12 protein-coding genes and 2 pseudogenes are annotated in these 12,529 nt (G+C 62.1%); 4 read left to right on the forward strand and 10 right to left on the reverse strand.

What is annotated here, in order from left to right; translation table 11 throughout:
- Positions 1-22: 22 nt before the first annotated feature.
- From LGH82_RS07960 to LGH82_RS07980, 5 genes and pseudogenes are all read right to left on the reverse strand, one after another.
- Positions 23-346, reverse strand: coding sequence for an integration host factor subunit alpha (locus LGH82_RS07960; protein ID WP_227347996.1), 324 nt, complete (start codon positions 344-346; stop codon positions 23-25).
- A 102-nt stretch (positions 347-448) separates the two neighbouring features.
- The gene (locus LGH82_RS07965) at positions 449-1,420 is read right to left on the reverse strand and encodes a beta-ketoacyl-ACP synthase III (RefSeq protein ID WP_227347997.1); all 972 of its coding nucleotides are present in this window, start codon (positions 1,418-1,420) and stop codon (positions 449-451) included.
- A gap of 9 nt (positions 1,421-1,429) precedes the next feature.
- The gene (gene plsX, locus LGH82_RS07970; RefSeq protein WP_227347998.1) at positions 1,430-2,500 is read right to left on the reverse strand and encodes a phosphate acyltransferase PlsX; all 1,071 of its coding nucleotides are present in this window, start codon (positions 2,498-2,500) and stop codon (positions 1,430-1,432) included.
- 101 nt (positions 2,501-2,601) lie between these two features.
- Positions 2,602-3,149 (reverse strand): annotated as a pseudogene (locus tag LGH82_RS07975) (YceD family protein).
- 11 nt (positions 3,150-3,160) lie between these two features.
- Positions 3,161-3,703 carry a ubiquinol-cytochrome C chaperone family protein gene (locus LGH82_RS07980; RefSeq protein ID WP_227347999.1) on the reverse strand — a complete coding sequence of 181 codons (543 nt, stop codon included), beginning with the start codon at positions 3,701-3,703 and terminating at the stop codon, positions 3,161-3,163.
- A 113-nt stretch (positions 3,704-3,816) separates the two neighbouring features.
- On the opposite strand from LGH82_RS07980, the gene LGH82_RS07985 reads away from it, so the two are divergent.
- The 4 genes from LGH82_RS07985 to LGH82_RS08000 all read left to right on the forward strand — a co-directional run bounded on the left by LGH82_RS07985 (position 3,817) and on the right by LGH82_RS08000 (position 5,977).
- The gene (locus LGH82_RS07985; RefSeq protein ID WP_227348000.1) at positions 3,817-4,332 is read left to right on the forward strand and encodes an outer membrane protein assembly factor BamE; all 516 of its coding nucleotides are present in this window, start codon (positions 3,817-3,819) and stop codon (positions 4,330-4,332) included.
- Positions 4,333-4,516: 184 nt separating this feature from the next.
- The gene (locus LGH82_RS07990; RefSeq protein ID WP_227348001.1) at positions 4,517-4,699 is read left to right on the forward strand and encodes a hypothetical protein; all 183 of its coding nucleotides are present in this window, start codon (positions 4,517-4,519) and stop codon (positions 4,697-4,699) included.
- 57 nt (positions 4,700-4,756) lie between these two features.
- Positions 4,757-5,062 carry a dTDP-4-dehydrorhamnose 3,5-epimerase family protein gene (locus tag LGH82_RS07995; RefSeq protein ID WP_227348002.1) on the forward strand — a complete coding sequence of 102 codons (306 nt, stop codon included), beginning with the start codon at positions 4,757-4,759 and terminating at the stop codon, positions 5,060-5,062.
- A gap of 51 nt (positions 5,063-5,113) precedes the next feature.
- The gene (locus LGH82_RS08000; protein ID WP_227348003.1) at positions 5,114-5,977 is read left to right on the forward strand and encodes a glycosyltransferase family 2 protein; all 864 of its coding nucleotides are present in this window, start codon (positions 5,114-5,116) and stop codon (positions 5,975-5,977) included.
- A gap of 187 nt (positions 5,978-6,164) precedes the next feature.
- On the opposite strand, the gene LGH82_RS08005 is transcribed toward LGH82_RS08000, so the two are convergent.
- The 5 genes and pseudogenes from LGH82_RS08005 to LGH82_RS08025 form a co-directional block, all read right to left on the reverse strand.
- Positions 6,165-8,306, reverse strand: coding sequence for a sodium-translocating pyrophosphatase (locus LGH82_RS08005; RefSeq protein ID WP_227348004.1), 2,142 nt, complete (start codon positions 8,304-8,306; stop codon positions 6,165-6,167).
- A 300-nt stretch (positions 8,307-8,606) separates the two neighbouring features.
- Positions 8,607-9,354 (reverse strand): annotated as a pseudogene (locus LGH82_RS08010) (ABC transporter permease).
- Positions 9,351-10,289, reverse strand: a complete 939-nt coding sequence (locus LGH82_RS08015; RefSeq protein ID WP_227348005.1) for an ABC transporter ATP-binding protein — start codon at positions 10,287-10,289, stop codon at positions 9,351-9,353. Before LGH82_RS08015 ends, LGH82_RS08010 begins: the two are co-directional and overlap by 4 nt.
- A complete protein-coding gene (locus tag LGH82_RS08020) occupies positions 10,286-11,449 on the reverse strand; it encodes an ABC transporter permease (RefSeq protein WP_227348006.1) in 1,164 nt (387 codons plus the stop codon). Before LGH82_RS08020 ends, LGH82_RS08015 begins: the two co-directional genes overlap by 4 nt.
- Positions 11,450-11,504: 55 nt before the next feature.
- Positions 11,505-12,416 carry an ABC transporter substrate-binding protein gene (locus LGH82_RS08025; protein ID WP_227348007.1) on the reverse strand — a complete coding sequence of 304 codons (912 nt, stop codon included), beginning with the start codon at positions 12,414-12,416 and terminating at the stop codon, positions 11,505-11,507.
- Between the last annotated feature and the right edge of the window lie 113 nt (positions 12,417-12,529).

The raw sequence follows: 12,529 nt of genomic DNA on the forward strand, positions 1-12,529 counted from the left end.
TTTTCAACCGTCTATTAGACGACTATTTACCAGCCTTGGTCTTGCTACTCTGGTGCGAACGCAGAATTCTGCTCTTCAGCACGTTCGACGACTTGAAGGTCATTACCCGGCGCGGCAGGATCGGTACCTCCTCGCCAGTCTTCGGATTGCGTCCAATACGCTCGTTCTTGGAGCGGACGTGGAACGTCGCGAAGGATGAGAGCTTTACCGTTTCGCCGCGGACGATGGCTTCGCAGATTTCGTCCAGTACCGCTTCGACAAGTTCGGCCGATTCAGTGCGCGACAGACCGACCTTTCGATACACGGCCTCGGCAAGGTCGGCGCGCGTAAGTGTCTTTCCCCCCATGCGACCGTCCCATCAGCTCAAAACACAAAATCTGCACAACAACGGCAGAGCCTAAGTAATTGATCCGGCAAGGTCAAGGACCGAAACCGGACCGTTCAGCACTTACCAGCGAACCAGGACCGCGCCCCAGGTGAAGCCGCCGCCCATTGCCTCCAGCAGCACCAGATCGCCCTTCTTGATGCGACCGTCGGCGACGGCCACCGAAAGCGCCAACGGCACCGAAGCAGCCGAGGTGTTACCGTGCAAATTGACGGTCACCACAACCTTTTGCTCGGCTATCCCGAGCTTCTTGGCCGAAGCGTCAATAATCCGTTTATTGGCCTGATGCGGAACGAACCAGTCCAGATCATCGGCGGTAATGCCGGCGGCTGAGAACGTCGCCTCGATGACGTCGGTGATCATGCCGACCGCATGCTTGAAGACCTCGCGGCCTTCCATCCTCAGATGACCGACGGTTCCGGTCGTCGATGGCCCGCCATCGACGAACAGTTTGTCCTTGTGGGTGCCGTCCGAGCGCAGGCTGGCTGCCAGCACGCCATGATCGGCGATGTCGCCAGTCCCCTCGCCCGCCTCAAGCACCAGTGCACCGGCACCGTCGCCAAACAGCACGCAGGTCGAGCGGTCGTTCCAGTCCAGAATGCGCGAAAACGTCTCGGAGCCGATCACCAGAACCCGTTTGGCCATCCCGCCACGGATATAAAGGTCGGCGGTCGTCACAGCATAGACAAAGCCCGAGCACACCGCCTGCATGTCGAAGGCAAAGCCGTGATGCATGCCGAGCCGGTTCTGGATTTCGACGGCGGTCGCCGGAAAAGTGTTGTTCGGCGTCGAGGTCGCCAGCACGATGAGGTCGATGTCGGCGGGCGTCAGGCCGGCATTGTCAAGCGCCGCACGCGCCGCCGCCTCCCCAAGTGAAGCCGTCGTCTCGTCATCCCCTGCGATATGCCGCTGGCGGATGCCAGTGCGCTGGGCGATCCATTCGTCGGAGGTCTCGACCATGCCTTCAAAATCGGCATTCTTCATGATGCGGCGGGGCAGCGCGGCGCCTATGCCGCGCACGACTGATCTGATCAAGGCTTTTCCCTATTCCTTTGCGTCGGTAACGACGTCGGATTTCCTGTTTATCTGGGCATGCGGATTGCGCGCATGGAACAGATCGAGGTCCGCTTCGATGCGATCAAGCAGATTGTTGCGCACCATGTCGTACCCAAGCTCGATCGCTGCCGCGAAGCCATCCGAATCCGCTCCGCCGTGGCTTTTCACCACGATACCGTTCAGCCCGAGAAAGACGCCGCCGTTGGAACGGCCGACATCCATTTTCTCGCGCAGCCGGTCGAAGGCGCCCTTGGCGAAGATATAGCCGATCTTGGCCATCAGCGTGCGGCTCATGGCGGCGCGCAGGTAGCCGGCGATTTGCCTTGCCGTGCCTTCCGCCGTCTTCAACGCGATGTTGCCGGCAAAGCCTTCCGTCACCACCACGTCGACAGTGCCCTTGCCGATATCGTCTCCCTCGACAAAACCGTGATAGCGCATCGAGGCCATATTGGCTTCGCGCAGCATGCGCCCGGCTTCCTTGACCTCTTCCTGGCCCTTGATCTCCTCGACGCCGACATTGAGCAGGCCAACTGTCGGCCTCTCGATGCCGAAAATCGAGCGCGCCATGCCGGTGCCGAGAATGGCGAAATCGATAAGCTGATGCGCATCGGCGCCGATGGTCGCGCCAACATCCAGCACCACGCTCTCGCCGCGCACCGTCGGCCAGATCGCCGCGATGGCCGGGCGGTCGATCGTCGCCATCGTGCGCAGGCAGAATTTCGACATAGCCATCAGCGCGCCGGTGTTGCCGGCCGAGATACAGGCATCCGCCGTGCCAGATTTGACCGCCTCGATCGCCTTCCACATTGATGACTTCCAGCGGCCGTGGCGCAGCGCCTGGCTCGGCTTGTCGTCCATCCGAACTGATATCTCGCAGTGGAAGAACTCGCTGATTTCAGCAAGTTTGGGATATTTGGCGAGTTCCGGGCGAACCAACTCCTCGCGACCGTAGATAATGAAGCGGATGTCGGGACGACGAGTCGCAACCGTCATGAGCGCCGGTATGATCACGCCTGGTCCGTGATCGCCGCCCATGGCATCGATGGAAATCCTGATCACGCGGTATTCATCTCACAGTTTGCTGGGCGGTCGCCAAGGTTTGGCGAAAATAGCGTTTTTGGGCTGTCGCACAACCGACTTTTCTTCAATCAGGTCGGGTTTCAGGATTTTCCCAGCAGGGATCGCAGCTTTTGCTGAAATTCGTTCTCCTCGGGCCCGGTATCGTCAACGGCCTCGATCGATACGCCTTGCTTGCGGGGGTAAGGGTCGATCGCCAATCCAAAAACTGTTCGGCCAGCGCACCGACATCGATCGTGTCACCTGAAAAAGTCTCCGGGCTATCCGGCCCCTCGGCGTCGAGGAGGATTTCGCCACCGCCTTCAAACCCCTGCCGCCCGAGCTTTGACGCTTCCGGCAGAAACAGTGCTTCGACCTCTTCGTCGATATGCGCTTGGACCGGGTCGAGAGTGACGATACAGGCCTGGATAATGTCAGCTTCGACATGGCCACTGACCTTCACGCCGTTGCGCTTCCACGGGGCTACCAGGAGCTCGGCGCGATACTTCTCGACCGAAAGCAGTTCGTGCCCCGCAGCCAATGCCGCGCGTTGGGCGGCATCCGCCTCGATGACAACCGATAGCCCCTTGTGCGGCAAGCGGCCAACGTTTGCCATGAAAGAGACCGGGCCTTGCGGGTCTGAATGTTTCATTCGATCCTCCTTCAGCCAGCCTTGGCTACGGGAAACGTCACCGTCCCCGAAACAATCGATTCGGACTGCTGCGCCGCCAGTCCCTTGTTGGCGTCGCCGACATAGGCGGCCAGTTGCGACGCTTCGGACCACACGCCGGCATCCGGCCTGACATTGCGGGCAAGAGCGGCGGCGAGCGCGTCGCGGTCGTCACGCTCCAGCGCGTCGTCATAGGCCGCGGTGCGACCATAGAACATTTTAGCCAGCTTCTTCATGCGCTTCGGCACGCCAACGTCGCCGATTCCCAGCTCCCGCAATGAATGCTCGACATCCATGAAGAACTCATCGATCAGCACTTGCGCCACCTCGGCCGCGGCACCGCCCTCGCCGCGCAGCCGGTGCTGGAACAGAAACATATGCAGCGACAACATCTCGAAACGGCCGAGCGGCGTGTCCGGCACATTCCAGTCGGAATAAAACACAGTCTGCCGCGCCGCCGCCACGATTTGTGCGTAGAGCGCCTCGGTGATAGCGCGGTTGGCTTGGCGTTCGCGGCCAAAAAGGCGCTGGAACATTGGGGATGGTCTCCCGGGACCGTTTGTTGAAGTGGCCTTGTTGCATCGGCGAGCAAGCTGGTTTACCGGTTTTGCGGCCCAGCGCAAGTTGCGGCGATTTGAGGGAGTTGTTGTTGCGCGCGCTGAATTTCAAGTCGAGCTTTTCGTCCGGGCCGGTCGGCGCGATCTCGCTGCTGATGGTTGTGTCGGCGCTTTCCGCCTGTCACTCGTCCAAAATGTTCGGAGATCTCACTCCGAGCGAGACGATCACCCAAGGCTACGTCATCGACAAGCAGGCGATCGACCTCGTGCCGGTCGGCTCCAGTCGAGAGCAGGTGCTTCTGGCGCTCGGCACCCCGTCGACGACGGCAACGTTCGATAACGAGGCCTTTTATTACATTTCGCAAACGCGCAAACGCTACGTCGCCTTCGACAAGCCCAGGCTCGTCGACCAGCACGTACTGGCTGTCTATTTTGGCGCCGATGGACGCGTCACCCAGATCGCCAACTACGGCCTGAAGGACGGCAAGGTGTTCGACTTCATCTCGCGCACCACACCGACCGGCGGCAAGGACCAGAACTTCCTCAGCCAGATCATCAGCGGCGCCAGCAAGATTGCGCCCGGCATTCCCGGTGGCGGCACGCCCTGATCCTTCAGCTCGGCTTCCCTCCAACTTCTCAGGGAAGCAGCAACATCTCAGGCGACCAAGAACCCGCGGGAGCGATCCTGCGGGTTTTTGTTTAGACCATTCCGACGCGCCCAATGCCGACACTTTGATTTGCCCGCCAAGGGGCAACCTCGTATCAACGCGCCGCAATGGCTGGGGAGCCTGAATGAGCAGCGGAGATCGTCAAAAACCAGAAGGATGGATGGCGATTGGAACGCCAGACCGGCAGACCGTCACGGCTGATTGGATGCCGATCGATGCTCCGGCAATAGACGGCGTCCTGATCAAGGAGATCAGATCGGTTGCGACGTCCACCGGCTATCTGACGGAAATCTACCGCGAGGAATGAGGGCTCGATTCGCTGCCGGTTGGCCAGGTATTCCAGCGCACCCTATACCCCGGATCCGTGACCGGCTGGCACGCGCATGCGGTGACGTTGGATCGGCTTTTCTGCTGCGCCGGCAGCATTCGCATATCGCTTTACGACGGAAGAAAGGCTTCCCCCAGTTTTGGCGCGGTCTGGCACAAGATCGTCGGCCCGTTGCGCCCGGCGGTCGTTGTCATCCCGCCGGGCGTATGGCACGGCATCACCGCACTCGGGCCTGAGACCGCTTTGTTGCTCAATCTCGTCGACAAGGCCTATGCCTTCGAAGACCCCGACCACTGGCGCCTGCCGCCAGATACGGACCTCATCCCATACAGGCTGGTGTAGGCCTTGAAGCGGCCATGTCAGGTTGACCAGACCAGGTTTCGCGAGCCGCTTGTGTCGGTCGTGATCGCCACGCACAACCGGCCGGCGGCCTTGCGGCAGGCGCTCAGGAGCGTGGTGGCCCAGACCCTTCAGGACTGGGAAATTCTCGTTATCGGCGATGGCTGCCGGCCGGACACCGCCGCCGTCGTCGCTGAATTCAACGATGACCGCATCGCCTACATCGATCTGCCTGTGAATTTTGGCGAACAATCCGGGCCCAACCGGGCGCGCGGGCAATTTGTCGCCTTGTTGAACCATGACGATCTCTGGTTTCCCGACCATCTCGCGTCGATGACCGGCTGGGTCGATGCAACCGGCGCCGATGTCATCATTGCTCGTGGTGCCATCATCGAGCCTACGCGGATGAAAGGCGATCCTCTCAAGACCTCGATCTACGGGATGGGCAAGGACGGTTTCTACGATCCCGTCGTCACAGCCGGATATGGATCGGCACAGATGGTCAGGCGGGCATCGCTGGGTTGGCTCGGCCCATGGCGGCCTGCCAGCGAGTGCTCCTGCGAAAGTTCGCAGGACTGGCTCTTCCGTGCCTGGCGAAAAGGAGCCGTGATCGCGACCATGCCGCACCTAAGCGTGCTCAGTATCTTCTCCGGCCAGCGCAGTGGCAGTTATGTCGAAGACACGGGAATGGAACAGGAGGAATTTATCAACGGCATGCGAATGCCGGACGACCTGCGCGTCAAAATTCTTGCCGCGGCGGTTGCCCCCTCTCGCCTGAAGAAATCCAGTTATCTGAAAGGCAGGCTTTGGGCTGCGTGCGGCATCCATCCGAGATCCCTCGAGTTCCGCCGCAACTACGGACGTGGCGCCTTTTGTCTCCAGACTGAGAGAGATACGCGGCCTGCCGCCCATGCCTGAGCGGGAACCGGATGTAGATGATCTACTGACTATCTACCACAGGCGTAGCAAGCGGGAAGACACCGGAAAGTAGCAGCTGCCACGCGCGCGGCGTCCAGATGCCGGGACTAAGCCGCCTGCCACCTGAAATGGAAAACCCGCGGGGATCGCTCCCTGCGGGTTTGTCCATAAACGTTTGTGGAGCCGATCAGCCGTGCGCGAGCACTGCCAGCAGCAGGAGCGCCACGATGTTGGTGATCTTGATCGCCGGGTTGACCGCCGGACCGGCGGTGTCCTTGTAGGGATCGCCAACCGTGTCGCCGGTCACCGAGGCCTTGTGCGCTTCGGAACCCTTGAGATGCTTGACGCCGTCCTTGTCAACGAAACCGTCCTCGAACGACTTCTTGGCATTATCCCAGGCGCCGCCGCCGGAAGTCATCGAAATGGCGACGAACAGGCCATTGACGATGACGCCAAGCAGCGAAGCACCGAGCGCGGCGAAAGCGGACGCCTTCGAACCCGAGATCAGCAACACACCGAAATAGACGACGAGCGGCGCCAGCACGGGCAGCAGCGACGGGATGATCATTTCCCGGATCGCCGCCTTGGTCAGCAGGTCGACAGCACGGGCATAGTTCGGCTTCGACGTGCCCGCCATGATGCCCGGATCCTCACGGAACTGCTTGCGCACCTCCTCGACGATGGCGCCCGCCGCGCGGCCGACGGCCGTCATGGCGATGCCGCCGAACAAATACGGGATCATGCCGCCGAAGATCAGGCCGGCGACGACATAGGGGTTGGAGAGATCAAAGGAGACGTCGCCCATGCCGTGGAAGTAGGGATATTTGTCGCCGTTTGCGGCAAAGTATTTCAGGTCATTCGAATAGGCCGCGAACAGCACCAACGCGCCAAGGCCGGCCGAACCGATGGCATAGCCCTTGGTCACCGCCTTGGTGGTGTTGCCGACCGCGTCGAGCGCGTCGGTGGAATGACGTACTTCCTTGGGCAGGCCGGCCATTTCGGCGATACCGCCGGCATTGTCGGTGACCGGGCCGAAGGCGTCGAGCGCGACGATCATGCCGGCGAGGCCGAGCATCGTCGTCACCGCGATCGCCGTGCCGTAAAGGCCGGCGAGCTGGTAGGTCGAGATGATGCCGCCGACGATGACGATCGCCGGAAGCGCAGTCGATTCCAGCGACACCGCGAGACCCTGGATGACGTTGGTGCCGTGACCGGTCACCGACGCCTGGGCGATGGAGTTGACCGGGCGCTTGCCGGTGCCGGTGTAGTATTCAGTGATCACGACGATACAGCCGGTCACAACGAGGCCGAGCAGGCCGCAGATGAACAGGTTCTTGCCGGTGATCGACATGCCGGCAACGACGCCGACCTCGCCCCAACCGACGGTGGCCGAGGTGGCCACGGCAAGGCCCGCGATCGACAGCAAGCCGGTGACGATCAGGCCCTTGTAAAGCGCCCCCATGATCGAGCCGTTGGAGCCGAGCTTGACGAAGAAAGTGCCAACAATCGAAGTGATGATGCAGGCGCCGCAGATAGCGAGCGGATAGAGCATCACGGCACCGAGAATGGCGGTGCCGCCGAAGAAGATAGCGCCGAGAACCATGGTGGCGACGACGGTCACCGCGTAGGTTTCGAACAGGTCGGCGGCCATGCCGGCGCAGTCGCCGACATTGTCACCGACATTGTCGGCGATGGTGGCCGGATTGCGCGGATCATCTTCCGGGATACCGGCTTCAACCTTGCCGACGAGGTCGCCACCGACGTCCGCGCCCTTGGTGAAGATACCGCCGCCCAGACGTGCGAAGATCGAGATCAGCGACGCGCCGAAGCCAAGCGAAACCAGTGAGTCGATAACGATGCGGTCGTTGGGCTGCAGGCCCATGAAATGAGTGAGGATCAGGTAATAGATCGAGACGCCGAGCAATGCGAGACCGGCCACCAGCATGCCGGTGATGGCGCCCGATTTGAAGGCGATGTCCAGGCCAGCGGCGAGGCTGTTTGAAGCCGCCTGCGCCGTACGCACGTTGGCGCGCACCGAGACATGCATGCCGATGAAGCCGGCGGCGCCCGACAGGACGGCGCCGATCAGAAAGCCGATCGCGGCGGTGATCGAAAGCAGCCACCAGGCGAGCAGAAGCACCACCACGCCAACGATGGCGATGGTGGTGTACTGGCGCGCCAGATAGGCTTGCGCGCCTTCGCGGATGGCCGCGGATATTTCCTGCATGCGTGCATTGCCCTGATCGGCCGCAAGGACCGAACGTGTCGCCCATATGGCGTAAAGGACAGAAAGCAGGCCGCAGGCGATGACGGCGGAAATAATTGTCATTGCCGGATTTTCCTCGATTGATGACCCAAAAGAACCCCTCCCTGGGCCGTTGAGACAGAGACCGGGTTCCGCGGGCGGAATCCGACCCATCGCATCGGTGTATGCGAAACAGGTTGGCGAACGTCAAGATATTGTTCAGTTTTTGCCCGGCTTTCGCCGCAATGCCTTCGTGCAAACCGATTGAATTCCACAGGACCGGACAAGCTCGACACAAAACGGCGAGCGGCACTTCTGAAAACGTTTACATTCGGGCGCCGGCGGCGGGTTATCCGCCGATCAGGCAGGCCGCGCATGGCAGTGTTATTCAGTCTCCTGCCCCATGCGCCTCGCTGCGTAGCGCTCGATTGCCGACAGCCCGTCATAGATCAGCACGGCAAGCGCGGCGACGATCAAGCCGCCCTGCAGGATGAAGGCGAGATTGTTGGACAACAAGCCGGCGATGATCACCTCGCCCAGCGTCTTGGCGGCCACGGTCGAACCGATGGTCGCGGTGGCAAGGCTGATGACCACCGACAAACGGATGCCGCCCAGAATGATTGGCGCGCTCAACGGCAGCTCGACCTTGAGCAGCCTTTGCCAACCGGTCATCCCGGCGCCCCGCGCCGCCTCGAGCACATTGGCCGGCAGCGTGGTCAGGCCGGTCAATGCGTTCTCGAAGATCGGCAGCAGGCCGTAAAGGAACAGCGCGATCAGCGTCGGCTTCTCGCCGAAGACCGCCGGCACCGCCAGCGCCAACACCGCCACCGGCGGAAACGTCTGGCCGATGTTGACGAGGCTTGCGCGACAACGGCAGGAACTCCGCGCCCGCGGGCCGTGTCACCAGGATCGCCAGTCCGACGGCGACGACGATCGCCGCAAGCGTGGCGCGCAGGACGATCCAGAGATGCTGCAACGTCAGCGTCAACAGACTGCCCTGATTGTAGATCGCCGGCGCATTGTTCTCGGTCAGCGGTTTCAACAGCGGTTCGAACCAGCCGGGATTGGTCACGAAGGCGACGAGCAACACCAGCAAAGCAAGCCTGAGCAGCGCCGGCAGCCAGGCTTTCATGCCGGCCTCGCCGCGCGTTTGATCAATCCGTCGACAGTGACGCGGCCGATCGACTTACCATCGGCTCCAGTGACCGGCAAGGCTGGGCGGCCCGACCACAACAGCTCCGCCAACGCATCGCGCTGGCTGGCATCGCCGGGAATCGCTTCGCCTTCAGCCGAGCCATTTTCAACAGCGTCACGCACGCGTCCGAGGGACAACAGCCTGAAGGGGCGTTCGCTGGCGCCAACCAGTGTTTCCACGAAAGTGCTGGCCGGGTTTGCCAGGATCTCCGCTGGCTTGGCGTATTGCACGAGCTTGCCAGCATCCATGACGGCGATCTTGTCGCCCATGTGCACGGCTTCCTCCATGTCATGGGTGACGAGAATTATGGTGGTGCCGAACCGCTTCTGGATCGCCAGGAGATCCTCCTGCGCCTTGGTGCGGATAATCGGATCAAGCGCGCCGAACGGCTCATCCATCAGCAGCACGTTCGGTTCAGCCGCGAGTGCGCGGGCGACGCCGACACGCTGCTGCTGGCCGCCCGACAGCTCGTGCGGATAACGCGGCCCGAACTCTTCGGGATCGAGCTGGTAGAGCGTCATCAACTCATCGACGCGGGCCTTGATGCGGTCCTTGTCCCATCCGAGCAGGACGGGCACGGTGGCGATGTTCTGCGCCACGGTGCGATGCGGGAACAGGCCATGCCCCTGGATGGCGTAGCCGATGCTTCGGCGCAGTTCATAGCCGGGCACGGAACGGTTGTCCGCCCCGTCGAGCTTGATGACGCCCGAGGTCGGTTCGACCAAGCGATTGATCATCCGAAGCAGTGTCGTCTTGCCCGACCCGGACGTGCCGACGATGACGGCGACGCTGCGCGGCTCGATCACCATCGAGACGTCGTCGACCACCGTCGTCGCATCGTAGCGCTTGGTGATGTGTTCGATCTCGATCATGCCGTTTCAACCCTGCGCTTTGTGGCGGTCATTTCGATCACGGCGTCGAGGATGATCGCGGCGGCGAAGGCGAGCGCCACGGTTGGTAGCGCGCCGAGCAGCACCAGATCCATTGCCGTCTGGCCGACGCCCTGGAAGACGAAGACGCCAAAACCGCCGCCGCCGATCAGGGCTGCAATGGTGGCGAGCCCGATGTTCTGCACCAGCACGATGCGAATGCCGGTGAGGATCACCGGAAAGGCCAATGGAAACTCGACACCGAAGAGGCGCTGCCGATCGGTCATGCCCATGCCGCGCGCCGCGTCATTGGCCTCGCGCGGCACGCCTGCGAGGCCAACCACGGTGTTGGCCACCACCGGCAGCAACGAATAGAGGAACAAGGCGACGAAGGCGGGAGCTGTACCGATACCCCGAATGCCGAGCGCGGCCGCGCCGGGTACATGGGCCGCTACCCAACCAAGCGGCGCGATCAGCAGGCCGAACAAAGCGATCGACGGCACTGTCTGGATGATGTTGAGTACGTTGAGCACGCCCGCCCGCAGCCTCTCGACACGATGACAAAGGATGCCTAGCGGGAGCCCGACCAGCACCGCGGCGGCCAGCGAACCCAGCGCCAGCGTCACGTGCTTGGAGCCTTCGGCCCAGAAACTGTCGGCGCGATTGAAATATTCCTTGAGGATCGAAAGGCTGTCCCAGCTTCCCGACACCAACAAAAGGCCGATCGCCGCCGCGGCAACGATCAGCACACCGATCCGCGCCAAAGGCGACAGATTGAGCCGGGTCAGCACATCGGCGAGCAGGAGCGTGAAGGCGAAGATGAGCAGCCAGAAGCCGGATGCCGGCGAGACTCTTGCGATGGTGTTGCCGGGCGGTGTCAGGAAAGTACCGGCGACCCCGATCAGCAGCCCCAACGCGGCAAGCACCGCGATGCTGGCCGCAAGGCGCGGAACGAGCGGCGTCTTGAAGAGCGCGATGAGCGCCGCGACGACGATGATCGTCAGCAACAGCGGTCCCGCGGTGGCCGGCAACGCTTCGAGAATCGAGCGAGCCGCGCCTGGCACAATGCGGTTGGCGCGAAACGTGGCAAAGGGTGCGGCGAAAGCCGCATAGGCTGCTATCGCGGCGATGACCACGCCGAGCTTGTCGAACCGGATACCCACGCCCTCCCCCGTCAATCGATCCGGCGCGCCACGAATGCGGCGCGCCGGAATCGCTCTACTTCAGGAAGCCGTTCTTCTTCAGGAAGTCCTCGGCAACGCCCTTGACCGGCTCGCCACCGACCTGCACGCGGCCATTCAGCTCTTGCAACGTCACGAGGTCGAGCTTGGCAAAGACCGGCTTCAACAGCGTCTCGATCTCTGGATGGTCCTTGAGCACGGCTTCGCGGATGATCGGCGCCGGCTGGTAGACCGGCTGCACACCCTTGTCATCGTCGAGCACGACAAGGCCAGAGGGTGCGATGCCGCCATCCGTACCGTAGACCATGGCCGCATTGGCGCCGCTGGTCTGGTTGGCGGCAGCGGCGATGGTTGCCGCCGTATCGCCGCCAGACAGCGTGATCAGTTGGTCCGGCTTCAGCTTGAAGCCATAGGTAGTTTGGAACGCCGGCAAGGCGGCAGCCGAATTGACGAACTCGGCGGACGCGGCAAGAACCACCTGGCCACCGCCCGAGACATACTTGCCGAACTCGGAAAGCGTGGCGAGCTTGTTGGTGTCCGCGACTTCCTTACGCAACGCGATCGCCCAGGTGTTGTTTGCCGGCGACGGCGACAACCAGACAATCTTGTTGGCATCGTAGTCGAGCCTCTTGGCGGTCTCATAGGCCTTTGCCGCATCCTTCCACACCGGGTCGTCAGCCTTCTCGAAGAAGAAGGCGGCATTGCCAGTGTATTCCGGATAGATGTCGATCTCACCGGCAAGGATCGCCTTGCGCACCACCGGCGTGCCGCCGAGCTGGATGCGGTCGGTGGTCTTGATGTTGTTGGCGTTGAGCACCAGCTGGATGATATTGCCGAGCACACCACCCTCGGTGTCGATCTTCGATGAAACCACGACCTGGGCGCTGGCCGAGGCGGCGGTGATGGCGAGCGCGAGAGCGGCGCCGGCCAACAGTTTGATTGAACGCATTGTGAGACCCCTTGCTGTGAACCTAATACCGGTTGGGCGCGCATATGATCACGGCTTCAGCGCCCAGTCGGGGCACACGGTTTCATAAGATGGGGGACCAGCGCAATAATTTT

The sequence above is a fragment of the Mesorhizobium sp. PAMC28654 genome (assembly GCF_020616515.1).
GTDB lineage: Bacteria > Pseudomonadota > Alphaproteobacteria > Rhizobiales > Rhizobiaceae > Mesorhizobium.